The sequence below is a fragment of the Mycobacterium sp. SMC-18 genome (assembly GCF_045310895.1).
In the GTDB taxonomy this organism is placed as follows: Bacteria; Actinomycetota; Actinomycetes; order Mycobacteriales; family Mycobacteriaceae; genus Mycobacterium.
The window spans coordinates 224,822-246,840 of sequence record NZ_JBJIAL010000003.1 but is presented as its reverse complement, the minus strand read 5'-3'; the positions used below and the strand labels follow the sequence as shown (position 1 = coordinate 246,840).

Annotated in this window: 23 protein-coding genes; 11 read left to right on the top strand and 12 right to left on the bottom strand. The window is 68.2% G+C overall.

Going from position 1 to position 22,019, the window contains the following annotated elements; translation table 11 throughout:
- Window positions 1–40: 40 nt before the first annotated feature.
- The 3 genes from whiB1 to ACJH6J_RS04295 form a co-directional block, all read right to left on the bottom strand.
- Entirely contained in the window at window positions 41–295 is a 255-nt protein-coding gene (whiB1, locus tag ACJH6J_RS04305; RefSeq protein ID WP_020102963.1) for a transcriptional regulator WhiB1, read from the bottom strand.
- Between the two features lie 250 nt (window positions 296–545).
- Window positions 546–1,505: a diacylglycerol kinase family lipid kinase gene (locus ACJH6J_RS04300; RefSeq protein WP_318984115.1), complete on the bottom strand. Its 960-nt coding sequence runs from the start codon at window positions 1,503–1,505 to the stop codon at window positions 546–548.
- Between the two features lie 51 nt (window positions 1,506–1,556).
- Window positions 1,557–1,952 (bottom strand): YchJ family protein, encoded by a 396-nt coding sequence (locus tag ACJH6J_RS04295; RefSeq protein ID WP_212806570.1) that lies wholly within the window; start codon window positions 1,950–1,952, stop codon window positions 1,557–1,559.
- Between the two features lie 39 nt (window positions 1,953–1,991).
- On the opposite strand from ACJH6J_RS04295, the gene aroQ reads away from it, so the two are divergent.
- Together aroQ and ACJH6J_RS04285 are read left to right on the top strand one after the other, a co-directional pair.
- Window positions 1,992–2,435 (top strand): type II 3-dehydroquinate dehydratase, encoded by a 444-nt coding sequence (gene aroQ, locus ACJH6J_RS04290; RefSeq protein WP_020102966.1) that lies wholly within the window; start codon window positions 1,992–1,994, stop codon window positions 2,433–2,435.
- Entirely contained in the window at window positions 2,432–2,821 is a 390-nt protein-coding gene (locus ACJH6J_RS04285; protein ID WP_212806569.1) for a hypothetical protein, read from the top strand. The genes aroQ and ACJH6J_RS04285 overlap by 4 nt, the downstream gene beginning before the upstream one ends.
- Before the next feature lie 5 nt (window positions 2,822–2,826).
- Here the strand turns inward: ACJH6J_RS04285 and ACJH6J_RS04280 are convergent, their stop codons facing one another.
- From ACJH6J_RS04280 to ACJH6J_RS04260, 5 genes are all read right to left on the bottom strand, one after another.
- Window positions 2,827–4,224, bottom strand: coding sequence for a mechanosensitive ion channel family protein (locus ACJH6J_RS04280; RefSeq protein WP_406774255.1), 1,398 nt, complete (start codon window positions 4,222–4,224; stop codon window positions 2,827–2,829).
- Window positions 4,224–6,350 (bottom strand): adenylate/guanylate cyclase domain-containing protein, encoded by a 2,127-nt coding sequence (locus ACJH6J_RS04275; protein WP_318984116.1) that lies wholly within the window; start codon window positions 6,348–6,350, stop codon window positions 4,224–4,226. Before ACJH6J_RS04275 ends, ACJH6J_RS04280 begins: the two co-directional genes overlap by 1 nt.
- A gap of 126 nt (window positions 6,351–6,476) precedes the next feature.
- Window positions 6,477–6,968, bottom strand: coding sequence for a GNAT family N-acetyltransferase (locus ACJH6J_RS04270; RefSeq protein ID WP_318984117.1), 492 nt, complete (start codon window positions 6,966–6,968; stop codon window positions 6,477–6,479).
- A 13-nt stretch (window positions 6,969–6,981) separates the two neighbouring features.
- Entirely contained in the window at window positions 6,982–8,025 is a 1,044-nt protein-coding gene (locus ACJH6J_RS04265; protein WP_318984297.1) for an isochorismate synthase, read from the bottom strand.
- Window positions 8,026–8,060: 35 nt separating this feature from the next.
- Window positions 8,061–8,696, bottom strand: coding sequence for an acid phosphatase (locus ACJH6J_RS04260; RefSeq protein ID WP_212806565.1), 636 nt, complete (start codon window positions 8,694–8,696; stop codon window positions 8,061–8,063).
- 50 nt (window positions 8,697–8,746) lie between these two features.
- Here ACJH6J_RS04260 and ACJH6J_RS04255 point away from each other — a divergent pair, with 50 nt between their 5' ends.
- Window positions 8,747–9,550: an AAA family ATPase gene (locus ACJH6J_RS04255; RefSeq protein WP_318984118.1), complete on the top strand. Its 804-nt coding sequence runs from the start codon at window positions 8,747–8,749 to the stop codon at window positions 9,548–9,550.
- A 9-nt stretch (window positions 9,551–9,559) separates the two neighbouring features.
- Here the strand turns inward: ACJH6J_RS04255 and ACJH6J_RS04250 are convergent, their stop codons facing one another.
- Together ACJH6J_RS04250 and ACJH6J_RS04245 are read right to left on the bottom strand one after the other, a co-directional pair.
- Complete coding sequence (locus ACJH6J_RS04250) at window positions 9,560–10,774, bottom strand: PQQ-binding-like beta-propeller repeat protein (protein ID WP_318984119.1); 1,215 nt, start codon at window positions 10,772–10,774, stop codon at window positions 9,560–9,562.
- 20 nt (window positions 10,775–10,794) lie between these two features.
- Window positions 10,795–12,342, bottom strand: a complete 1,548-nt coding sequence (locus tag ACJH6J_RS04245; protein WP_318984120.1) for a DEAD/DEAH box helicase — start codon at window positions 12,340–12,342, stop codon at window positions 10,795–10,797.
- A 336-nt stretch (window positions 12,343–12,678) separates the two neighbouring features.
- Here ACJH6J_RS04245 and ACJH6J_RS04240 point away from each other — a divergent pair, with 336 nt between their 5' ends.
- The gene (locus tag ACJH6J_RS04240) at window positions 12,679–13,392 is read left to right on the top strand and encodes a ferritin-like fold-containing protein (RefSeq protein WP_244872814.1); all 714 of its coding nucleotides are present in this window, start codon (window positions 12,679–12,681) and stop codon (window positions 13,390–13,392) included.
- Between the two features lie 33 nt (window positions 13,393–13,425).
- Here ACJH6J_RS04240 and ACJH6J_RS04235 read toward each other — a convergent pair whose 3' ends face one another.
- A complete protein-coding gene (locus ACJH6J_RS04235; RefSeq protein WP_293019003.1) occupies window positions 13,426–14,358 on the bottom strand; it encodes a hypothetical protein in 933 nt (310 codons plus the stop codon).
- 335 nt (window positions 14,359–14,693) lie between these two features.
- Between ACJH6J_RS04235 and ACJH6J_RS04230 the strand changes: the two genes are divergently transcribed.
- On the top strand, window positions 14,694–14,930 hold the full coding sequence (locus ACJH6J_RS04230) for a DUF3107 domain-containing protein (RefSeq protein WP_135355331.1): 237 nt from the start codon (window positions 14,694–14,696) through the stop codon (window positions 14,928–14,930).
- Between the two features lie 70 nt (window positions 14,931–15,000).
- Here ACJH6J_RS04230 and ACJH6J_RS04225 read toward each other — a convergent pair whose 3' ends face one another.
- Window positions 15,001–15,678: a TetR/AcrR family transcriptional regulator gene (locus ACJH6J_RS04225; protein ID WP_212806560.1), complete on the bottom strand. Its 678-nt coding sequence runs from the start codon at window positions 15,676–15,678 to the stop codon at window positions 15,001–15,003.
- Window positions 15,679–15,902: 224 nt separating this feature from the next.
- Here ACJH6J_RS04225 and ACJH6J_RS04220 point away from each other — a divergent pair, with 224 nt between their 5' ends.
- The 6 genes from ACJH6J_RS04220 (at window position 15,903) to ACJH6J_RS04195 (ending at window position 22,018) form a co-directional block, all read left to right on the top strand.
- Window positions 15,903–16,949 (top strand): DUF3152 domain-containing protein, encoded by a 1,047-nt coding sequence (locus ACJH6J_RS04220; protein ID WP_212806559.1) that lies wholly within the window; start codon window positions 15,903–15,905, stop codon window positions 16,947–16,949.
- A gap of 126 nt (window positions 16,950–17,075) precedes the next feature.
- Window positions 17,076–18,281: an adenylyltransferase/sulfurtransferase MoeZ gene (gene moeZ / locus ACJH6J_RS04215; RefSeq protein WP_318984121.1), complete on the top strand. Its 1,206-nt coding sequence runs from the start codon at window positions 17,076–17,078 to the stop codon at window positions 18,279–18,281.
- Window positions 18,282–18,317: 36 nt separating this feature from the next.
- Window positions 18,318–19,172, top strand: a complete 855-nt coding sequence (locus tag ACJH6J_RS04210) for a TIGR02569 family protein (RefSeq protein WP_073697168.1) — start codon at window positions 18,318–18,320, stop codon at window positions 19,170–19,172.
- Between the two features lie 58 nt (window positions 19,173–19,230).
- The gene (locus ACJH6J_RS04205; RefSeq protein WP_318984122.1) at window positions 19,231–20,625 is read left to right on the top strand and encodes a cytosine permease; all 1,395 of its coding nucleotides are present in this window, start codon (window positions 19,231–19,233) and stop codon (window positions 20,623–20,625) included.
- Entirely contained in the window at window positions 20,622–21,062 is a 441-nt protein-coding gene (locus ACJH6J_RS04200; RefSeq protein ID WP_318984123.1) for a nucleoside deaminase, read from the top strand. The genes ACJH6J_RS04205 and ACJH6J_RS04200 overlap by 4 nt, the downstream gene beginning before the upstream one ends.
- Window positions 21,059–22,018: a 2-oxoglutarate and iron-dependent oxygenase domain-containing protein gene (locus ACJH6J_RS04195; RefSeq protein ID WP_318984124.1), complete on the top strand. Its 960-nt coding sequence runs from the start codon at window positions 21,059–21,061 to the stop codon at window positions 22,016–22,018. The genes ACJH6J_RS04200 and ACJH6J_RS04195 overlap by 4 nt, the downstream gene beginning before the upstream one ends.
- The last annotated feature ends 1 nt before the right edge of the window (window position 22,019 follow it).

Below are 22,019 nucleotides of genomic sequence, written 5' to 3'. Positions count from 1 at the left end.
ACCCCGGCTCGTCGCCGGGGTCATTTTTCGAATGCCGTGGCTAGACGCTGGTGCGGGCCTTGGTGCGGGCGTTGCGACGCTTCAGCGCGCGACGCTCGTCTTCGCTCATGCCGCCCCAGACACCCGCATCCTGGCCGGACTCGAGTGCCCAGCTCAGGCACTCGGTGGTCACCGGGCAGCGGTTGCACACGAGCTTCGCGTCAGCGATCTGAGCGATGGCCGGGCCGCTGTTTCCCACGGGGAAGAACAGTTCCGGATCCTCGTCGCGACAGACCGCCTTGTGGCGCCAATCCATGGTCAACACTCCTCACTGGGCGCGCAGCAAAGCGCGCAATGTTTTTTCACTTCGGCTGTTAACGGGTGCACACGAAATGTTTCTGCACTGTTGCATCTGATGTTTTCACAGGCTGGACAGATGTCAATAGCGGCGCGTTAACTCGTGGGCAATGTCACTGCGGACCCGCGTTGGCAGGCCCCTGAACCAGTTGTACTACACTGGGCCCACCTGCGCCCTAAATTTTGCAAAGTGTTACCAAGATCGCTGGTCACTGTGTTTTTGCTGGGGGCGCGACCACATTGAGAGCCGCCGGCACCGACGTGAACGTCATGCTTTCGCGCAGGCCAACGAAATCTCCGTCGATCTGACACGCGATAGGTGTGTCACTTGTCACGCGCAGCCACGGCAGGTCGTCATCGCGGATCAGGTGCGGGCCCTCGATCTGTGGCGTACGCGACAGCATTTGTCGTAGCAATCGCAGGTTGGTCCAGATGCCCATGCTCGTGGTCGCGAACACGCCCAGCCCCGTTTCGAACGTCGTTGTGGGGTTGGTCCAGACCGGCCGGCTGTTGGCGTAGGTCCACGGGCTGGCATTCGACACGAACGCGAAGTGCACACCGGTGACCGGCTCGCGGTTCGGCAGGTGCAGCGTCAACCGCGGGGGCTTGCGGGCGCTGCCGACGGCCTCGCGGATCGCCACCCGGATGTACCGCGACGCGGTCACCTTGCGGCCTTTGGCCCGCTGCGCCTCGACGGCCGCCACGACCTCACCGTCGACGCCCATACCGGCGGTGAACACCGACCAGCGGTCCCCGCAGTCCATCAGCCCGATGCGGCGCCAGGGCACGCCCCGGCGGTAATCGCTGAGCAGGTCGACGAGCTGGTTCGTCGCCTCCAGTGGATCGGGGCTGATGCCGAGGGCCCGGGCGAACACGTTCGCCGAGCCGCCGGGCACCACGCCGACGGCGGTGTTGGAGGCGCCCGGCACGCCGTTCGCGTGCCCGAGGATGCCGTTGACCACCTCGTTCACGGTGCCGTCGCCGCCGTGCACGATCACCACGTCGGTGCCGTCAGCGGCGGCCTGGTGCCCGATCTCGATGGCATGGCCACGGTGGTCGGTATGCGCGACGGTGAGGTCGACGCGGCTCTCCAGCGCGTGGGCAAGGAGGTCCCGGCCTGCCGGGGTCGTCGAGGTTGCGTTCGGATTCACGATCAGCACGGCACGCACGGGTGACGAGCCTATCCGCGCCGCGACCGTCGGCAACTCGGTCGCCGGCGGCTAGTCCACGAAGTCGCCGTCGACGTACAGCCAGCGGCCATCGCTGCCGCGGGCGAATCGGCTGCGCTCGTGCAGGATGTGCCGGCTGCCGTCGCGCACGTACTGCGCGCGGAACTGCACGACGCCGGTCGGGTCGTCCGTGCCGCCGGCCTCGGTGTCGACGATCTGCAGCCGGCGCCATGTGACGGCGTCATCGAGGTCGAGGTCTGCCGGTCGGGTGTCCGGATGCCAGGTCGCCAGCAGGTAGTCGACATCACCGAGGGCGAACGCGGTGAACCGCGAACGCATCAGCGCCACTGCGGTGGCAGCGGAACGCTCGCCGCGGTGCAGCGGGCCGCAGCAGGCGGCATACACGGCCCCGGTGTCGCAGCGACACGGTGGATTGTTGGTCGGCACCGGACAATTCTGCCTGTTCGCAGCCGGTACCGTGAGTGGGTGACCGATCGCCGCCTGCTCCTCGTCAACGGGCCCAACCTGAACCTGTTGGGCACTCGCCAGCCGGAAATCTACGGCTCGACCACGTTGGCGCAGATCGAGCAGGCCGTCACCGACCTCGCGGCGCAACTGGGCTTCTCCGTGCGCGCGGTGCAGAGCAACCACGAAGGTGAACTGGTCGACGCGATCCAGGCGGCGCGCACCGACTGCGTCGGCATCGTGATCAACCCCGCCGCCTACAGCCACACCTCGGTGGCCATCGCTGACGCTCTCACCGCAGCCGAATTGCCGGTCGCCGAAGTGCATTTGAGCAACATCCACAAGCGCGAGGCCTTCCGGCATCACTCCTACGTGTCGGCGGTGGCCGAGACGGTGATCGCCGGCGCCGGGCCCATCGGCTACGAGCTGGCGGTGCGGTACCTGGCAGATCGGTTGTCGCAGTGAGTGATCCGGCGATCCATCCGCCGGCCGTGCGCCGGGCCGGGTTCCTGGTGGCGGCCGAAGGTGCGCTCGGCCTGATCGGCGCCGTGGTGTACGTGGTGCGCGGGCTGGCCGGCGCAGACCAGCACATCGTCAGCGGTTACGGCAACGCGATCTGGCTGGTGTGCGTCGGCGGGGCGGTGCTCGCCGGCGGCTGGGCACTGATCACCGGGCGGCGCTGGGGCCGCGGTATCGGGGTGTTCGCCAACCTGCTGCTGCTCGGCGTCGCCTGGTACGTCTTCCAATCCGGCCAGCTGCAGTACGCCATCGTGGTTGCGCTCGTCGCCATCGTCACGCTGGGGTTGTTGTTCAGCCCGTCCACGGTGGAGTGGATCTCCAAGCGGGAGTGACGGTTTCAGTCGGCACTCAGCAGGCGCCGGGCGTGGGCCCGGCGGTCTTCGATGATCCGGCCGAATTCCTGTAGCAGCACCGGATTTCGCTGCACCACGGTCTCGATGTGGTCGCGTTCCACGTGCACCACGGTGACTTCGTCGAGGGCGTGGGCATTGCCGATGACCGGCTGCCGGGTCAATGTGCTCTGACCCAGATAGCTGCCGTTCTCGAGGATTCCGATCAGCGTCTCGGCTCCATCGTCACCGCCGGCAGTCAGCTGAACACGTCCGGAGAGGATGAACGTCATGCGGTCGGGCACCTCTCCGACGCGCTGGACCAGTTCGCCGATGCCGTAGCGTTCCAGATTCGCCGCACTCAGCAGTTCGCGTTGTTGGTCGGCACTGAGCCGCAGGGTCGGTGCGACGACTTCGGCGACGGCCTCGGCCAGCCGTTCGGTTGTGGAGAAGTCGTCCTCGGCTTCGTCCAGGTGCAGACCGGCCCGCCGTGATGCATACCAGACCCATTGCAGGAAAAGCTTTCTCGTCTCTCCGTCGTCGGCGGGGGAGTGCAGCGGGATGGTGGTCTGATATTCGAGCCCGCCTGCGGGCGTTGCCGACACGGTGCCGTCAGGACGCCGCATCGGCAGGTCCGCGGCCAGGCGAGTGAGCAACGCGCACACCTGGTTCGGCGGATCGTCGAGGGAGAAGATCGTTGTCACGGTGATCGAGTGCGCGTCGGCCGGCCGGCTCAGATTGGTGAACGACGCCCCCGCCAGCACCGAGTTCGGGGTGATCTGGGTTCCGGCGCCGGTTTCCAGATGCACGGCACGCCAATTGACTTCGACCACCCGGCCGCGTGCGGCGGCCGTGTCCAGCCAGTCGCCGATCTGAAACGGCTGCTCGAACAACATCAACAGGCCCGAGATGATCTGGCCCACCGAATTCTGCAGTGTCAGGCCGATGACGATCGAGGTGATACCCAGTGCGGTGAACAGGCCGCGGACGTTCGCTCCCCAGATGTAGGAGAAGATCACCGCCAGGCCGACCGCGATGAGGACGAACCGGGCGACGTCGACGAAGATCGTCGGGACGCGCTTGCGCCAGGTCCCCGCGGGCGCCCCCTGGAACAGGGTGGCGTTGACGCCGGACAGCAGCAGGATCAGCACGACGAACGCGAAAAGCGTTGCGACGGTGCGGACCGAGGTGGCTGCGGCCGGTACCTGCCGGGCCTCGGTCAACAGCAGCAGCAGTGCGCCCAGGGGCAGCAGGTAGTTGCGCAGCACGGTCACCGGCCGCACCAGGAAGCTGTGCCTGCGGCGCAGCGCGTGCTGCCATTCGGTGAGCACGACGAGCCCGATCGGCAGCCCGATCGCGATGCCCACGGCCCAGTAGAACCAGGCCGAGGTGAACACGTCAGCGATCATTCCGGCACCACCAGTCGCCAGATCGGCTCGTCCTGCCCGTCGACGGACATGGTGCCGACCGACGTGAACGTCATGGTGGCCTGCAGCGCCTGATAAACCCGGTCGGTGACGTCGATTCCGGGTTGCGGTGAACCGCTCTTGACCTGGTAGGCGACGTTGACCGCGGCGCCCCACATGTCGTAGACCACGGAGTACTCGCCGCCGAGGCCACTGCTGACGGTGCCGGTGTCGATGCCGGCACGCAGGCCCAGGTGGTTACCCGTCTCGCTGTTGAACCGGTCGATGATGCGCTGGCATTCCAGGGCGAAGTCGACGGTCCGCCGGACGTTGTCGAGCCTCGGGGTGTTGAGGCCGCAGCTGCCCAGGTAGCCGTTCCGGATCGCGCGGACGCGTTCGATGCCGAGACTGTCTGCGGCCGCGTCGAATTGGCGTTCGAGCTCGGTGACGACGGCGAGCGACCCCTGCGACGTCAACTGGGCCTGCAGTCGATCCAGCCCGATGACCTCGGTGAAGATCACCGTGACGTTCTGGTGCTCCTCCGGGACGATCTCCTCGCCCTGCTGGTAGCGCTCGACGACCGGTTCGGGCATCAACAGCGTCAAGAGCTTGGCGTTCTCCTTGCGCTGCGCGACGAGCAGCTCCTCCTTGACCGTCAGGCTCCGGCTCATCTCGTTGAAAGCCTCTGTCAGCTCGCCGATCTCGTCGCGTGTCTCGACGGGCACGTTGATGTTGTAGTCGCCGGCGCTGATCCGTTGCGCGCCGGCCTCCAGCCGCCGGATGGGCCGAACGAAGAGCTGCGCCAGGAACATCGCGGCGATGCACACGACGAAGATGATGCCGACGGTCGTCAACACGATGGTCCTGGTGAATGCGGTCTCCCGCTGGAACGCCTCCGCGGTGTCGATCTTGCCGATGATGGTCCAGTGCAGCTCGGCGTCGGGAATCGTGATGGGGGCGTAGGCCAGTAGCACCTCGTGGCCCAGATAGTCGGTGGCCAGCCGGGTTCCGGACTCACCCCGCAGGGCCTGCTTGTTGGTGGTCGGTGGCACCGGTTGCACCAGGGTGGTGCCGCCCAACTGGATGGCGCGGTCGGCGACGTCGGCCGGGGTGCCGGCCGCGACGACGTCGTTCTTGTAGGTCTGCCGGTCCTGCAGGAACATCCGGGAATCCGAGCGCATCAGGTCGTCGGGGCCGACCAGGAAGACTTCGCCGGTGTTGCCCAGGCCGGATTCCTTCCAGCGCTGGTCGAACGTCATCAGCCGGTTGATCTTGGTGACCGGGAACTGCAGGGCGAGCGCGCCCATCGCGCGCCCGGCGGTGACGATCGGCGTGATCATCCACGCCGTGGGCACGTTCTCCGCCGGCTGGTACACCTCGAAATCGGTGATGCCGACGTAGTCGACGGCGTTGGCGGCCATCGCTTTCTCATATGCGCCACGGAGTTTGGAGCCGCTGTAGGGCCCGGTCAGGATGTTGGTGCCCAGGTCGACGTCCTTGTACGCGGTGTAGACCACGTTGCCACGGTTGTCGAGCAGTAGTGCGTCCTGGAATTCGAACCGGGTGACGATCTGCCGGAAGAAGTCCTGATAGCGGGCGTTCGCCGCGGACCAGGTGCTGCCGTCGTGGGCGTCGTCGACCTTGACCGCGGTGTCGTCGTCCTTGCGCACGGCGGTGTAGTTCGCCTGCAGATACCGCTGGGCGTTGTCCCGCGGCAGCAGTTGATCGACGTTGAGCTTGGCGCCGCTGGACTGCTGCACCTCCTTGAGGAAGGTGTTGGTGTAGTAGTCGGTGATCGCCTGTGACTGTGCCGGGCTGACGGGCTTGTCCGCGAGCGCGTCGAACCCCGCGGTGAACTCCGCCAGCGCGCCCTGGGTGTGGGCGCCGCGCGCGTAGATGATCATCGAGTTCTTCAGGTCGGACAGCTGGTCCTTGAGCTCACGGGACTGCGATTGCCGAAGTTCGGTGAGCCGGTTCAGGACCGAGTCCCGCAGCGAGGCGCGGCCGGCCCGGAACCCGATGACGCCGACGACGGTCGCCGCGATGATGGTGCACAGCACCAGCATCACCACGAGCTTCGACTGGATGCTCACCCTGGACAGCAGTTGGCGACGCTGAAATCGCATTGCCGTCCCTTCGCCGGCCCGGCCTCATCGGTCGGGCCGCGGATCAACACCGATGGTGGCAGCCGAGGCCCACGTGCAGAAGGGAATTGGGGAAGAAATTTGCGCCGGACGTCAGCGGACGCCGGATCAGCCCTGGGCCAGGGCCGTCAACTCGGGCCCGGACACCCGGTACGTCGTCCACTCGGACTGCGGTTTGCCGCCGACCTCGTCGTACAGGGCGATGGCGTTCACGTTCCAGTTCAGCACCGCCCATTGCAGCCGCGTGTACCCGCGCTCGACGCATTCCTGCGCCAGCGTCGACAGGAGCTTGCGGGCCAGGCCGCGGCGCCGGAAGTCGGGGCGCACGAACAGGTCTTCGAGGTAGATGCCGGAGACGCCGTCCCACGTCGAGAAGTTCAGGAACCACAGCGCGAACGCGGCCGGCCGGCCGTCGACCTCGACGAAATGACCCGAAACGGCGGCCTGGCCCGATTCGGCGCCGCCGAACAGCGCCGTCCGGATCTGCGCTTCGGTCACGGTGCACTGGTCGGCGGCCTTCTCGAACTCGGCCAATTCGTGGATCATCGCGGTGATCTCGACTTCGTCGCCGGGCCGGACCGGGCGGATGATCGTCGTCATTTGTGGTGTCCCATCATTGCGCTACCCCCAGTGCGGTCAGCATCGTCCTGAATTTTGTTGTGGTCTCGGTGACTTCGTCATCGGGATCGGATTCGGCGACGATACCGCCGCCGGCGCGGGCGTCGATGGACAACCGGTCGGCGGACAGCTGCCCGCACCGGATCGACACCACCCACCGGCCGTCGCCGGCACTGTCGCACCAGCCGACCGCACCGGCATAGAACCCGCGGTCGCCTTCGAGGTCGTTGATCAGCCGTGCCGCCGCCGCGGTGGGCACCCCGCCGACAGCTGGCGTCGGGTGCAGCGCGATGGCCAAATCCAGTGCGGTGGTGGAGGTTTCGCGCAGCCGCCCGACGATCGGCGTGCTCAGGTGCCAGACGGCCGCGGTGGCGCTCACCTGCGGCTCGGCGGCGATGTCGAGCTCGCTGCACAGCGGTTCGAGCGCCGCACGCATGATGTCGACGACCAGCTGGTGCTCGTGCCGGTTCTTGGCCGAGGCCGCCAGCGCGGCGCCGTTGGCGGCGTCCGTCTCGGGGTCGGCGGACCGCGGTGCCGAGCCCGCGAACGGTTTGCACGTCACCACATCGCCGCGGCGGGCCACCAGCAGTTCGGGGCTCGCGCCGAGCAGCGCGGTGCCGGAGTACGGCGCGCCGGCCGCGCTGAGATCGGTGAAAAACGCTGTGGCGCTGCGGTCGTCGGCCAGACGGCTGAGCACCACGTACGGGTCCAGGGCGTCGTCGGCGACGAGCTCGAGCGCCCGCGCCAGCACCACCTTGTGCAGGCCTGCCGCCGGGTCGCGCAGGGCCTGTACCGCGGCGGCCACCCGGGCCCGGTGTTCGGCGGGCGACGGCAGGCTGGCCGCGATCCGGACCGCCGGCAGCCGGTCGGCTCTGAACGGTAGGGCGTCGGCGTACGTGACGGCGGCCGGCGCCATCAGCGCCGCGGGGGAATCGAGGTCAAAAGGCAAGGCGCCCACCAGGATCGGTACGTCGTCGGCCAGCGCGCGCCGCGCCTCGTCCAGATTCGGGTACGCCTGCGCCGGCCCGTCCGCCAGCATGACCCCATCGGGACCTGCCAGCACGAAAACCGGGGTCACTCGGGCAGGCACGGGTTGGGGTGGCCGGTGAGACCCAGCGCGACCAACTGGCGCACACCGTGCTCGAAGCCGCACACCGAGATCGAGGCCGCCGCCATGGAGATCCGGATGCCGTCGGTGATCGGGAGCTCCATCCAGCGGGTCATCACGGCCCGCGAGAAGTGGCCGTGCCCGACGAACACCACGTCGCGCGTCGCCATGTGCTCGAGGGCCAGCGCGACGGCGCGGTCGGCGCGGGCACTGACGTCGGCCAGGCTCTCGCCGCCGGGGCAGCCGTGCGTCCACACCAGCCAGTCGGGCACCTGCTCCCGAATCTGCGGTGTGGTCAGGCCTTCGTAGTCGCCGTAGTCCCACTCGGCCAGCAGTTCGGTGGTCTCGGCGACGTCCAGTCCGGCGAGTTCGGCGGTGACCACTGCCCGCCGGCGCGGACTGCTGATCACCAAGGGGTTGTCGAGCTTCAGTTCGGCCAGCGCCGAGGCGGCGCTGCGGGCCTGCTGCAGGCCTTCCTCGGTCAGATCGAGGTCGGTGCGTCCGGTGTGCCGGCCGCTGCGCGACCATTCGGTCTGGCCGTGCCGGAGCAGGATGAGCCGGTGTGTCAGCAGTTCGCCTGCCGGGTCGACGCCAATACTCACGCCCGAGATTCTGCCCCACGGTGAGCGGCGCCACTTGGCCGCGTGTCAGGATGGGCACCGTGACACGGGTACTTGCGGTCGCCAACCAAAAAGGTGGGGTCGCAAAAACGACGACAGTGGCGTCGCTGGGTGCAGCGCTGACCGAGGAAGGGCAGCGCGTACTGCTCGTCGACCTCGATCCGCAGGGCTGTCTGACCTTCTCTCTGGGCCAGGACCCCGACAAGCTGCCGGTCTCGGTGCATGAGGTGCTGCTCGGCGACGTGGAACCCGATGTCGCGCTGGTCTCGACCGCCGAGGGCATGACCCTGTTGCCGGCCAACATCGACCTGGCCGGTGCCGAGGCGATGCTGTTGATGCGGGCCGGCCGGGAGTACGCGCTCAAGCGCGCGCTGGCGAAGATCGCCGACCAGTTCGACGTGGTCATCATCGACTGCCCGCCGTCACTCGGCGTGCTGACCCTCAACGGCCTGACTGCCGCCAACGACGTCGTCGTGCCCCTGCAGTGCGAGACGCTGGCGCACCGCGGTGTCGGCCAGTTCCTGCGGACCGTCAACGACGTGCAGCAGATCACCAACCCCGACCTGCGGCTGCTGGGCGCGCTGCCGACGCTGTACGACGCCCGCACCACGCACAGCCGCGACGTCCTGCTCGACGTGGCCGACCGCTACAGCCTCGTGGTGCTCGCCCCGCCGATCCCGCGCACGGTGCGCTTCGCCGAGGCCAGCGCCTCGGGTGCGTCGGTCCTCGCGGGCCGGAAGAACAAGGGCGCCATCGCCTATCGCGAACTGGCGCAGTCGCTGATCAAGCACTGGAAGAAGAACAAGGCCCTGCCGGTCTTCACCCCTGAGGTGTGACACCTCAGGTCACTGACCCAGCGCCACCAACTGGCTGCCGCGCTGCTCCAGCAGCACCGAACCGGCCAGGGCCGGGATCACCGCGGAGTTGACCGGTTGCCGCGCCAGCGCGATGTGCGTCTGACCGGCGCCGCTCTGCGCGTCGAACGTGTCGTAGCCGCTGGTCACCGGAACCAGCAGATGCCCCGCCAGCATGGTGGCCGGGCCGATCGGTGCCTGCCCGCCCTGCGCGCTGACGGTGTACTTGTAGCGCAGCCCGTTGCTGTCGAAGACCAGCACCGAGTCACCCGTGTACCAGGTGACGACGTCACCGACGCGGGTCGTCGCCGTCACCGGCGTCGCGGCATGCGGCAGCAGCGTGCTGGCGATGGTGTTGCCGGTCTCGTCGATGACGTTCACGCACGGCTGCGGCGTCGGCAGGTAGACCGCCACCTTGGTGTCCGACACCGCGATCACCTGTGCGTCGGAGTCCACGCTGACGCCGGGCAGCGATACCCGCTTGACGTCCGGCTGGTCCTCTTCCTTGGCGGCCTTCAGCAGTGTCAGCCGCAGGTCGTTCTGCTTGGGGCAGGCCTCCATGACGGCCACCGACGCCGAGCTGGCCGCGGCGGACACCAAGCGGCACAGGGGAGAGGCCGGGACGCCGGGTTTGACGACCGCGTCGAGGTAGCCGTAGCTGATCATCCGCACCAGGTCGGAACGCCACTGCTCCAGGCGGCTGTCGCCGTACGACAGGATCGTCGTCCCGTCGGTGGACAGCTTCACCTCGGCATCGGCGAGGCTGCTGCGGGCCGGTCCGCGGCGTCCGGTGCCGGCGTCGATGGCGCTGGCCTGTCCGCAGCCGCGGCCGTCGGGGTACACCGCCACCGCGTACTGGTACACGGTCGTGACGCCGCACAGCTCGCGGGCGCGCGAGTAGCTCCACAGCGTGTTGCCGGTCGCCGGGTCGCGGCCCAGCATCTGATCGCCGTCGCCGGTCACCACGACGCCGCCGACGACCGACGGCTGGCTGGTCTTGCCGCTGGCCGCGGTCCACAGTTCGCGCAGCGTCGTCGGCACCGTCTTGGCGGCGTGCAAGGCCGGGATGGGACGGTCGGCGGGCCGGCTGACGGTGGCGCGCGCGTCGCTGTTCCACCAGATCAGCGCTGCGCCGACCGCGACCACCACGACGATGGCCGCGGCGGCGATCAGATCAGCTCTGGTACGTCGCTCCGGTTTGACCATAGGGCTCGGGCGGCCTGCGGCTATTCGGCGGCAGGTGCTGCGACGGCCGCGGCCTCCGAGGCGGCCTTGCTCGGACGACGACGCCGGCGGCGGCGGCCCGAGTGGCTCGACTCGGCCGGGCTGTCACCGGCCGGGGCACCGGCTTCGGCAGTGTCGCCCTCGACTGTGCCCGCTGCCTCGACATGACCCGTAGCGGACTCACCGGCGCGGGTGCGGCGGCGCGACCGGCTGCGGTTGCGGGCGGGACGGTCCTTGTCGGCGCTCGACTCGCGCTTGAGCTCGGGGTCCGAGGACTTCTTGGCGGGCTTGGCCCGCGAGGCGCCGATCGAGCCCGTGACATCGGTGGGGATGTCGAGCTCTTCGTACAGGTGCGGCGACCGCGAGTAGGTCTCGGCCGGGTCCGGGCAGTCCAGGTTCAGGGCCTTGTCGATGAGCGCCCAGCGCGTCAGCTCGTCCCAGTCGACCAGCGTCACGGCGATACCGGTCTTGCCGGCGCGGCCGGTACGGCCGATGCGGTGCACGTAGGACTGCTCGTCCTCGGGAATCTGGTAGTTGATGACGTGCGTGATGTCGTCGATGTCGATACCGCGGGCGGCGACGTCGGTCGCGACCAGAACGTCGATGTCGCTGTTGCGGAAGGACTTGAGCGCCTTCTCGCGGGCGATCTGGCCCAGGTCACCGTGGACGGCGCCGACCTTGAAACCGCGCTCGGCGAGCTCGTCGGACACCTTCTGCGCGGTGCGCTTGGTGCGGGTGAAGATCATGGTCGCGCCGCGGCCGTTGGCCTGCAGGATGCGGCTCACCATCTCGACCTTGTCCAGCGCGTGGGCGCGGTAGACGAACTGCTTGGTGGTGTCGTGGGTCGCCGCCGAGTGCGGGGCCTCGGCCCGGATGTGCGTCGGCTGGTTCATGAACGTGCGGGCCAGCGTGATGATCGGGTCCGGCATGGTCGCCGAGAACAGCATGGCCTGCCGGGAATCCGGGGTCAGCCGCAGGATGCGCTCGATGTCGGGCAGGAAGCCCAGGTCCAGCATCTCGTCGGCCTCGTCGAGGACCAGAACGCTCAGGCCACCGAGCTGCAGGTGACCCTGCTGAGCCAGGTCCAGGAGCCGGCCCGGGGTACCGACGATGACGTCGACACCCTGCTGCAGGGCCTCGATCTGCGGCTCGTAGGGGCGGCCGCCGTAGATGGCCTCGACGCGGAGTTTGCGCTCCCCGTTCTCGCCGGCCTTGAGGTGTTTGCTGGCCATCGTCAGGTCGCCGTGCACCTGGATGCAGAGCTCACGGGTGGGGACGACGACGAGCGCGCGCGGGGTGCCGGTCAGCGGCAGCGAGGCGTCGGACGCGACGCGGTGCAGCAGCGGCACACCGAACGCCAGGGTCTTGCCCATACCGGTGCGGGCCTGGCCGATCAGGTCGTCGCCGGCCAGCGCGAGCGGGAGGGTCAGCTCCTGGATCGCGAACGGGTGGGCCTTGCCGTCTTCGGCGAGTGCCTGGACGATTTCGTCCCGAACGCCCAGGTCAGCGAATGTTTTTTCTTCGGTTGTCTTTGCAGTCAATGCGGTCATGAGGTGGCGTGGATGCCTTCCAGTGTCATCGGAGTCTGTGCTCGCTGTTTGTCCACGCGCGCACGAGTCTGACGATCAACACTTGGGCCCTCGGGGCGGTTCTGCCGAATCAGCCGGGTGTTCCGGCGAGCTGGAGAACCGTCTACCGCGTCGGTCGCGGATGGAGGTGGGCCAACACGTGCACGCACATTTCCTTGGTCGCAGCCGGTCGCGCGTTGCCCGCGCCGGACCTTTTCCCGATCCGGAACTTGCCCGGAACTGGCTACAGCCGAGAACATTGTAGCTGGTCGCATCGCCGGTCGGCTGTGACGCGAGTCGCGGTCTACAGTTGGGGCCATGCCTTCCCCGTCGCCTTCGAGGTCCCAGGCGCTGCCCGAGCAGACGGCAACTCCGGCGCAGCCGGCGGTGACCGGCGATCATCCCGGTATCAACGAGCTGTTCGCCCTGCTCGCGTACGGCGAGGTCGCCGCGTTCTACCGGCTGACCGAGGAGGCGCGGATGGCGCCGAACCTGGCCGGTCGCATCAACCTGGCGCGCATGGCCGCCGCCGAGATGGGGCACTTCGACGTGCTGCGCGAGGCGCTGCTGCGCCGCGGTGTCGACGTCGTCCCGGCGATGACGAAATACGCTCCGGCACTGGAGAACTACCACCGGCTGACCACACCGAGCACGTGGCTCGAGGCGCTGGTCAAGACCTACGTCGGCGACGCCCTGGCAGCCGATTTCTACCTGGAGATCGCCGGGTCGCTGCCCGCCGAGGCCGCCGACGTGGTGCGCGCGGTGCTGTCGGAAACCGGGCACTCCCAGTTCGTGGTGGCCGAGGTGCGGGCCGCGGTCAGCGCCAGCGACCGGCAGCGGCACCGGCTGGCGTTGTGGTCGCGCCGGTTGCTGGGGGAGGCCATCACCCAGGCGCAGTTCGTGATGGCCGAGCACGACGAACTCGTCGACCTGGTGCTGTCCAGCGGCGAGGGCCTGACCCAGATGACCGAGTTCTTCGAGCGCCTGCAGGAGACACACAAGAACCGGGTGCGCGAACTCGGCCTCGGCTGAGCTCACACACCCGGTCCTGGATGCCTGTGGCGATTACTTCGTGCAGGTGGTGATCATCGTGTTGTTGCTCTGCACGGCGACCGGCTGTCCCGAACCGTCGCTGATCGAGCAGTTCAGCTGACCGGTGACGCTGGTGGCGGTCACCGAACTCAGCGTGACGCCCGGGTTCAGCGTGACCGTCTTGGCCCACGGCAGTGCCACGTTGACGTCCGTCTGCAGCGCACCCTGCCCGTCGGTGTAGATCACCGTCACGAGGTCGAGTAGCGACTTGTTGCCGGTGATGCGGTAGGTGACCGTGTTCGGCAGCGGTGCCGCGGGCACGGCCGCGGGGTCGACCGGCGGTACGGCCTCGGCCGGTGTGGGCGCCGCTGCGGTCGGGGTGACGGTCGTGACCGTCTCGGGAGCCAGCGACGCGGTCGGCGGCGCCGCCGTCACCCGGGGACGCGGTGCGGCCGACGGCGTGGCGGCGGCCGTCGGCGTGGCCGACTGGCTCGTGCTGGGCGGCGTGATCGGCGCCGTGACAGGCCCGCTGTCACCGCCGCCGAGGATGACGACGGTGCAGATGACCGCCACCAGCAGGATGGCGCCGGCGACACCGGCCACCCACACCCAGCGCCGGTCGATGCCTTCGTCGTACTCGTAGATCTCGTCGTCGTAGTCGTCATACGCCGCGTCGTCATAGGCCGCGTCGGCGTCGCCACCGGTGTAGTCCGTATCGGCTGCGGTGAACCGATCGGTGTCGCCGTAGGTGCTGCTGTACTCGCGCGTGGGGCGGTCGGCCAGGTCGGTGGCGGAGCTGTACGAGCTGTACGAGCCGTACGAGTGGGTCCGGTCGCTGCCGTACCCGGTGCTGGAGCCGTAGCTGTAGCTGTAGCCGCGGTCGTAGCCCTGGTGGCTCGGGGTGTCCCCGTAGCTGCCGGTGGACGCCCCCGACGGTGTTGAATATCGCGAATATGTCCTGCTCATGGCGACTTTCCCCGGTCGAGTATCACTTACCTCGTCGATGCTAATGGTGCAAAAGTTACGGATGAGGTCGGCTCGCTGACCGTCGGATAACGGTCGGGACTCGGTTCGGTCGACCGCGCCGAGACGACCTGTCGCGACCTCGAAGAGCGGTGCCGCCGGGCGGTGTTTTCGGGCCGACAACTGTGATGACGTCGTGACCTCGGCGCCGGGACTTGCACCGGTTCGCCACCGGCGAACGGCCCGCGGCCACCGCGGCGGCCGTCGTCCACTAGCCTCCTGAGGAGAGTTCGACAGCAGCTCGACCGAAGTCTTGAAAACGAATGAAAGGGGTCAGCGTGGAGGTCAAGATCGGTGTCACCGACAGCCCGCGCGAACTGTTCCTCAACAGCGCGCAGACTCCCGAGGAAGTGGAGAAGTTGGTGACCGACGCGCTCGGTCAGGATTCGGGCGTGCTCGCACTGACCGACGAGAAGGGTCGCCGGTTCCTGGTGCAGACCGCAAAGATCGCCTACGTCGAGATCGGCGCTGCCGACGTCCGCCGCGTCGGCTTCGGCGTCACCGGCAAGGACTGACACCGCCCACACGCAGAAAAGCTGCCCCTTTCCATCATGGAAAGGGGCAGCTTTCTTTGTTCTGGCCGCGTCAGCGGGTGAGTGGAACGTGTGACAGTCCGCCCCAGGCGAACTGCACCGTGCCGTCGACGGCCGCGTCCTTGGAGATCGGCCGGTCGTTGTTGATCCAGTAGCGGGCACAGTCGACGCTGATCGCGACGAGCCCGACGGCGATCATCCGGGCGCGATGGGGCTCCAACCCGGAATCGCTGCTCACCAGGTCGAACACCGCGTCGGTGCACGAATCGGTTGCGACCTTCACCTGCGCCGACACCTGCGGCTCGGTGACGTAGTCGTTCTCGAAGATCAGCCGGTAGCCCTGGCTGTCGTGCTCGATGAAGTCGAAGAACGCCTCGACGGCCGCACGCAGGCGCAGCCGGTTGTCGGTGGTGGCGCTCAGCGCGCCGCGCACGCCCTGCAGCAGGTTGTCGACGTGCCGCTGCAGCACGGCCAGGTACAGCTCCAGCTTCGACGAGAAGTGTTGGTACAGGACGGGTTTGCTCACGCCGGCGCGTTCGGCGATCTCGTCCATGCCGGCTGCGTGGTAGCCGCGGTCCACGAAGACGTCGCTCGCCGCGATCAGCAGCTGGCCGCGGCGTTCGTCGCGAGGCAGCCGGTTGCCCCGTCGATTCGTGGTCGGGCCGCCCTGCGCACCGTCGGTTCCGGCTTGCGTGCCTCTGGCGTCTGAGGTGTTGGCAACCTCGCTCATTACGTCCTCAATCTGGCATTGTCCGATCTGGACCCCGCTGTTCATGGCCGCCCAACGTGTTGTTCAGGTTGACCGACCCGGCAGTTTATCGCCACGACACTACTACCGTTAGTTCGCGGCATTCGCGTGCTACCAGCGGTTCGGCGATTGTGTCCGGTCCCACTTGAACAACCTGGTGGCGTGCCATTACCGGCGTACGCCCAGCTCTGTGCCATCCTGGTTCGGTGACCTACGACCCGGGCCGAGGCACCGGTCGCGTCCCTGTGGTGCGCAACGAGTGGCGTGAGCCCTTGCGCGCGCAGCGGGATCCGGTGGCCGAGGACTCCGGACGGCTGCGGTCCAACCGGGACGACCGGCAGCAGTGGCGCAAGCAGTCCTGGCTGGGCCGCTTCGTATCCACCTACGGGTGGCGCGCCTACGCCCTGCCGGCCCTGGCCGTCGTCACCGGAATCGTGGTCTACCAGAGCATCTCCGGTCCGGCGCCGATCACACCGTCGCATCCGCACGTGCCGATGGTCGGCCAGCCCACCATCAACTCGGCGAGCACCGCGATCGTCGGCGCACCGCCCAAGGGCCTGACGCAGTTCGACGTCAACCTGCCCACCGGCATCCTGCCGGACGGCGGTCCGTTCACCGAGGCCGGCGCCAAGGCCTGGCACATCGTGCCGGGTACCACCGGCAAGATCGGTCAGGGCACCACCAAGTCGGTGACCTACACCGTCGAGGTGGAGGACGGCGTCGACACCACCAGTTTCGGCGGTGACGAGGCGTTCGCCCGGATGGTCGCCGAAACCCTCGCGAACCCCAAGAGTTGGACGCATGACGGGAAGTTCGCCTTCACCCGGCTCGACGCGTCGTCGCCGGAGACACCGGATTTCCGGGTGTCCCTGACCTCGCCGATGACGGTCCGCGAGGGCTGTGGCTACGACATCCAGCTGGAGTCGTCGTGCTTCAACCCGGCGTACTTCCCGGCCGACGGTGGCAAGGCGCAGTCCCGCGTCTTCATCAACGAGGCGCGCTGGGTGCGCGGCGCGGTGCCGTTCCAGGGCGACATCGGCTCGTACCGCCAGTACCTGATCAACCATGAGGTCGGCCACGCCCTCGGCTTCCGGATGCACGAGCCCTGCGGTGACAACGGCGGGCTGGCGCCGATCATGATGCAGCAGACCTTCTCGACCAACAACAACGACGACGCCAAGTTCGACCCGGAGTCGGTCAAGCCCGACGGCAAGACCTGCCACGTCAACTCCTGGCCGTACCCCATTCCTTAGCCGCCCCTCCCGCGAGCGGCCGTGTCTGTACCCCGACACGCCGTATTCGGCGTACATGGAGCGCACGCTCGTCGCCGCCGAGCGGCCCCGAAATGTCATGCGAAGCCGCTGATTACTGTTGAGGGCATGGCATCCCCGTCCGGACGCAAGGAGGAAAACGGCTCCTTGCCGCCGCTGGTGCAGCCGGCAGCCGAACTGACCCGCGACGAGGTGGCGCGATACAGCCGCCACCTGATCATCCCGGACCTCGGCGTCGACGGGCAGAAGCGGCTCAAGAACGCACGGGTGCTCGTGATCGGCGCCGGGGGACTGGGTTCCCCGACCCTGCTCTATCTCGCGGCGGCGGGCGTCGGCACCATCGGCATCGTCGAGTTCGACGTCGTCGATGAATCTAACCTGCAGCGCCAGATCATCCATGGCCAGTCCGACGTCGGCCGGTCGAAAGCCCAGAGCGCCCGCGAATCGATCCTGGAGATCAACCCGCTGGTCACCGTCAATCTGCACGAATTCCGGCTCGACACCGACAACGCGGTGCCGCTGTTCGAGCAGTACGACCTGATCCTGGACGGCACCGACAACTTCGCCACCCGCTACCTCGTCAACGACGCCGCGGTGCTGGCGCACAAGCCGTACGTCTGGGGCTCGATCTACCGGTTCTCCGGCCAGGTGTCGGTGTTCTGGGAGGACGCCCCCGACGGGCGCGGGCTGAACTACCGCGATCTCTACCCGGAGCCGCCGGCCCCGGGCACGGTGCCGTCATGCGCCGAGGGCGGCGTGCTGGGGATTCTCTGCGCGTCTGTCGCCTCGGTGATGGGCACCGAGGCCATCAAGCTGATCACCGGTATCGGCGAGTCGTTGCTGGGCCGGCTGATGATCTACGACGCCCTCGACATGACCTACCGCACCATCGCGATCCGCAAGGACCCGGCGACCCCGAAGATCACCGGACTCATCGACTACGACGCGTTCTGCGGCGTGGTGTCCGACGCGGCCGCCGAGGCGGCGGCCGACTCGACGGTGACTCCGCTCGAGCTGCGGGAGCTGATCGACTCCGGCAAGCCCGTCGCCCTGATCGACGTGCGGGAGCCCGCGGAGTGGGCCATCAACCGCATCGAGGGTGCCGAACTGATTCCCAAGTCGACGCTCGACTCCGGGGCCGGGCTGGCCCGGGTGCCACAGGACCGAATTGCGGTGCTGTACTGCAAGACCGGGATCCGCTCGGCCGAGGTCCTGCTCGCCCTCAAACAGGCCGGATTCGCCGACGCGTTGCACCTGCAGGGCGGAATCGTGGCCTGGGCCCGGCAACTCGAGCCCGACATGGTCATGTACTGACGTCAGGTCTGGCCGGGCACACCTTAGTCTGATCGGGTGACCGTCGACCGTCCTCCCGAACATGTGCTCACGGCGTTCGGCCTGACCGGTCTCCGGCCGGTGCCGCTCGGCTCGAGCTGGGAGGGCGGCTGGCGCTGTGGCGAGGTCGTGCTGTCCATGGTCGCCGACAACGCGCGGGCGTCCTGGTCGGCCAAGGTGCGCGAGACGCTGTTCGTGGACGGCGTCCGGCTGGCCCGCCCGGTGCGTGCCACCGACGGCCGCTACGTCGTCGCCGGCTGGCGCGCTGACACGTTCGTCACCGGGACACCGGAACCGCGGCACGACGAGATCGTCTCGGCGGCGGTGCGCCTGCACGAGGCGACGGCCAAGCTCGAGCGTCCACGGTTCCTGACGCAGCCGCCCGCGGTGCCGTGGAGCGACGTCGATGTCTTCATCGCCGCCGACCGCGCCGCGTGGGAAGACCGGCCACTGCAGTCGTTGCCGCCCGGCTCGCGGGTGGTACCCGGGACCACCGACGGCCGCCGTTCGATCGAGCTGATCAATCAGCTTGCGTCGCTGCGCAAGCCGACCCGCAACCCGAGCCAGCTGGTGCACGGCGACCTCTACGGCACCGTGCTGTTCGCCGGCACCGCCGCGCCGGGCATCACCGACATCACGCCGTACTGGCGCCCGGCGTCGTGGGCCGCGGGCGTGGTCGTCGTCGATGCGCTGTCCTGGGGCGAGGCCGACGACGGTCTCATCGAACGCTGGGCATCGCTGCCGGAGTGGCCGCAGATGTTGTTGCGTGCCTTGATCTTCCGGCTCGCTGTGCATGCCCTGCACCCCCGGTCGACGGCCGCGGCTTTCCCGGGGCTGGCCCGCACCGCAGCTCTGGTCCGCCTGGTGCTGTAATTCCGCGCACCGTCGTTCGAATGGCAGCGCGCCCCGTTCGGTGGGAAAGTTACCTCGCATGACGGCTGTTGAACCCACCACCGACGGAACCTACAAAGACCGGATCGCTGCGGTCGAACCCGGTGGCAACGAGTTCATCGCCGAGGCGGACCGGCACGGCAAGCCGAGCCAGCTGTTCTGGACGTGGACGTCGCCCAACATGGAATTCGCGACGGTGTTCGTCGGCATGCTGGCCGTCCTCGCCTTCGGCATGAGCTTCTGGCAGGCGGTCGCCGGGATCGTCGTCGGGACGGGGCTGGGTGCCATCGCGCACTATTTCCTGTCCGCGCGTGGGCCGCTGCACGGCGTGCCGCAGATGGTGCTGGGCCGAATGGCGTTCGGGTTCAAGGGCAATGCGTTGCCGGCGACGCTGATGTCGATCACCGCGGGCGTCGGTTGGTTCGCCACCAACAGCGTCAGCGGTGCGTTTGCCCTGTCCACCCTGTTCGGCTTCGGGCCGCTGATCGGCCTGATCATCATCGTGGTGCTGCAGACGGCGTTCGCGTTCTTCGGTCACAACCTGGTGCAGGCGTTCGAGCGGTGGTCGTTCCCCGCGCTCGTCGTCGTCTTCGGCGCGGCATCGGTCGGAATCTTCGCGCACGCGAATCTGGGTGCGCCCGCGCCGTCGGGCGGCGTCGGCGGACTCGGCGGCTTCCTGCTCACCGTCGGCACGTCGTTCGGCTACGCGGCCGGCTGGACCCCGTACGCCGCGGACTACACGCGCTATCTGCCGTCGGCGGTGTCCACTTTCGCGACGGGGTTCTTCGCCTCGACCGGGTTGTTCATCTCGTGCGCGGTCCTGGAGATCGTCGGGGCGGCATCGGCGACGTTCGGCACCGCGAGCCTGGCCAATCCGACCGCGTCGTTCACGGCCGAGCTCGGGCCGTGGCTGGCCAAGGCGACCCTGCTGGCCATCGCGATCGGCGCGATCGCCGCCAATGCGCTCAATATCTATTCCGGGGCAATGGCTTTCGTGACCATCGGGATCACGTTGCCGCCGCATATCGCGCGGGCGCTGGTGACCGTCTTCTTCGGCGTCGCCGGTTTCCTGATCGCCTGGTGGGCGTTGCCCGACGCCGCGCACAGCTATGAAGCGTTCCTGCTGGTGATCGCCTACTGGATCGGACCGTGGCTGGGTGTGGTCTTCGCCGATCAGTATCTGCGTCGCGGGCAACACATTGCCGGGTACCTCTACGACCGCTCGTACTCGAACTGGCCCGGGCTGCTGTCCTTCGCGCTGGGACTGGGCCTGTCGGTGCTGTTGTTCTCCAACCAGGAGAAGTTCGTCGGTTACATCGCCCGTGCGGTGCCGAAGCTCGGCGACATCACCTTCTTCGTCGGCTTCGTCATCGCGGGTGTCGCGTACCTGGTGTTGTGTCGAAAGAAGATCGCCGCGGAATGCGCCGCCGTATGACCCCTGAGCAGATGCTCGACGTCGCGGTCGCCGAAGCCCGAAAAGGGCTGTCCGAAGGCGGCATTCCGATCGGCGCGGCGTTGTTTCGCGCCGATGGTGAACTCCTGGGCGCCGGGCACAACCGCCGGGTGCAGAACGATGATCCCTCGGTGCACGCCGAGACCGACGCGTTCCGCGCGGCCGGGCGCCAGCGCGGCTACCGCTCGACCATCATGGTGACGACGCTGTCGCCGTGCTGGTATTGCAGCGGGCTGGTGCGGCAGTTCGGCATCGGCGCGGTGGTGATCGGGGAGGCCCGCACGTTCCACGGCGGTCATGACTGGCTGGCCGAACATGGTGTGGCGGTTACGGTATTGGACGACGAGCGGTGCGTGGCCATGATGGAGGACTTCATCGCGGCCCACCCCGAATTGTGGGCGGAGGATATCGGCGAATGAGTGCCATTGCGACAGTGGATATTTCCCGCTGGTATGCCGGCGGAGCCGAGGCCGATGCGTTGGCCGCCGAGGTCGACGAGGGGCTGCAGCGCGCCGGTTTCATCGTGGTCACCGGTCACGGGGTGGACCAGGGGTTGGCGGCTGCGGTGCGCGCGGCCAGCCGGGAGTTCTTCGCGTTGCCCGACGAGGTCAAGCAGCGGTACTCGGTGCCGGTCGGCGGGCACGGCTGGATCGGCCCGGGTGCCGAGGCCAACGGTTACGCCGAGGGCACCGAGACACCACCCGATCTCAAGGAGAGTTTCAGCCTGGGCGCGGAAACGTCGACGGGGGATCCGGAGGTGGACCGAATCTGGTTCGCCCCCAACGTATGGCCCGCCGAGGTGCCCGCATTGCAGACGTTGGTGGATGAATACACCGCCCAGATGCGCCGATTGTCCGACGATCTGCTGGCCCTGTTCGCGCACGCGCTGGGACTGGCGGCGAATCCTTTTGCGGCGCTGGCAGATCGGCCGACGTGGACCATGAACATCAACCACTACCCGCCGGTGAGCGTCGTGGGCGAACCCGAGCCGGGGCAGTTCCGCATCGGCCCGCACACCGATTTCGGCACCGTCACGGTGCTCGACCGGGAGCCGGGCGCCGGTGGGCTGCAGGTGTATTCCGAGGCAGCGGGCTGGGAGGACGCGCCCTGGGAACCGGGCGCGCTGACGGTGAACATCGGAGACCTGCTGGAGTATTGGAGCGGACGACGCTGGCCGTCCGGCCGCCACCGCGTGCTGCCGCCGCAACCGCACGCACCGGAAGAGGACCTGGTGTCGCTGATCTACTTCTACGAAGCCAACCACGACGCGCTGATCACCCCGTTGCAGCCGCCCATCGGTGCGGTGTCCGGGCTCGCGCCGGTGGTCTCCGCGGATTTCATCAAGGAACGGCTGGACGCCATCACCGTCGGCTGAG

Excerpts from the sequence above, each read along its gene's own strand:
- moeZ (WP_318984121.1), top strand. The coding sequence starts at position 17,076 with ATGGCATCCCCGTCCGGACGCAAGGAGGAAAACGGCTCCTTGCCGCCG.
- ACJH6J_RS04265 (WP_318984297.1), bottom strand. The coding sequence starts at position 8,025 with ATGCTGGCGGACGGGCCGGCGCAGGCGTACCCGAATCTGGACGAGGCG.
- whiB1 (WP_020102963.1), bottom strand. The coding sequence starts at position 295 with ATGGATTGGCGCCACAAGGCGGTCTGTCGCGACGAGGATCCGGAACTG.
- ACJH6J_RS04195 (WP_318984124.1), top strand. The coding sequence starts at position 21,059 with ATGAGTGCCATTGCGACAGTGGATATTTCCCGCTGGTATGCCGGCGGA.
- ACJH6J_RS04205 (WP_318984122.1), top strand. The coding sequence starts at position 19,231 with ATGACGGCTGTTGAACCCACCACCGACGGAACCTACAAAGACCGGATC.
- ACJH6J_RS04255 (WP_318984118.1), top strand. The coding sequence starts at position 8,747 with ATGGGCACCGTGACACGGGTACTTGCGGTCGCCAACCAAAAAGGTGGG.
- ACJH6J_RS04240 (WP_244872814.1), top strand. The coding sequence starts at position 12,679 with ATGCCTTCCCCGTCGCCTTCGAGGTCCCAGGCGCTGCCCGAGCAGACG.
- ACJH6J_RS04270 (WP_318984117.1), bottom strand. The coding sequence starts at position 6,968 with ATGACGACGATCATCCGCCCGGTCCGGCCCGGCGACGAAGTCGAGATC.
- ACJH6J_RS04275 (WP_318984116.1), bottom strand. The coding sequence starts at position 6,350 with ATGCGATTTCAGCGTCGCCAACTGCTGTCCAGGGTGAGCATCCAGTCG.
- ACJH6J_RS04225 (WP_212806560.1), bottom strand. The coding sequence starts at position 15,678 with ATGAGCGAGGTTGCCAACACCTCAGACGCCAGAGGCACGCAAGCCGGA.
- ACJH6J_RS04245 (WP_318984120.1), bottom strand. The coding sequence starts at position 12,342 with ATGACCGCATTGACTGCAAAGACAACCGAAGAAAAAACATTCGCTGAC.
- ACJH6J_RS04200 (WP_318984123.1), top strand. The coding sequence starts at position 20,622 with ATGACCCCTGAGCAGATGCTCGACGTCGCGGTCGCCGAAGCCCGAAAA.
- ACJH6J_RS04235 (WP_293019003.1), bottom strand. The coding sequence starts at position 14,358 with ATGAGCAGGACATATTCGCGATATTCAACACCGTCGGGGGCGTCCACC.
- ACJH6J_RS04250 (WP_318984119.1), bottom strand. The coding sequence starts at position 10,774 with ATGGTCAAACCGGAGCGACGTACCAGAGCTGATCTGATCGCCGCCGCG.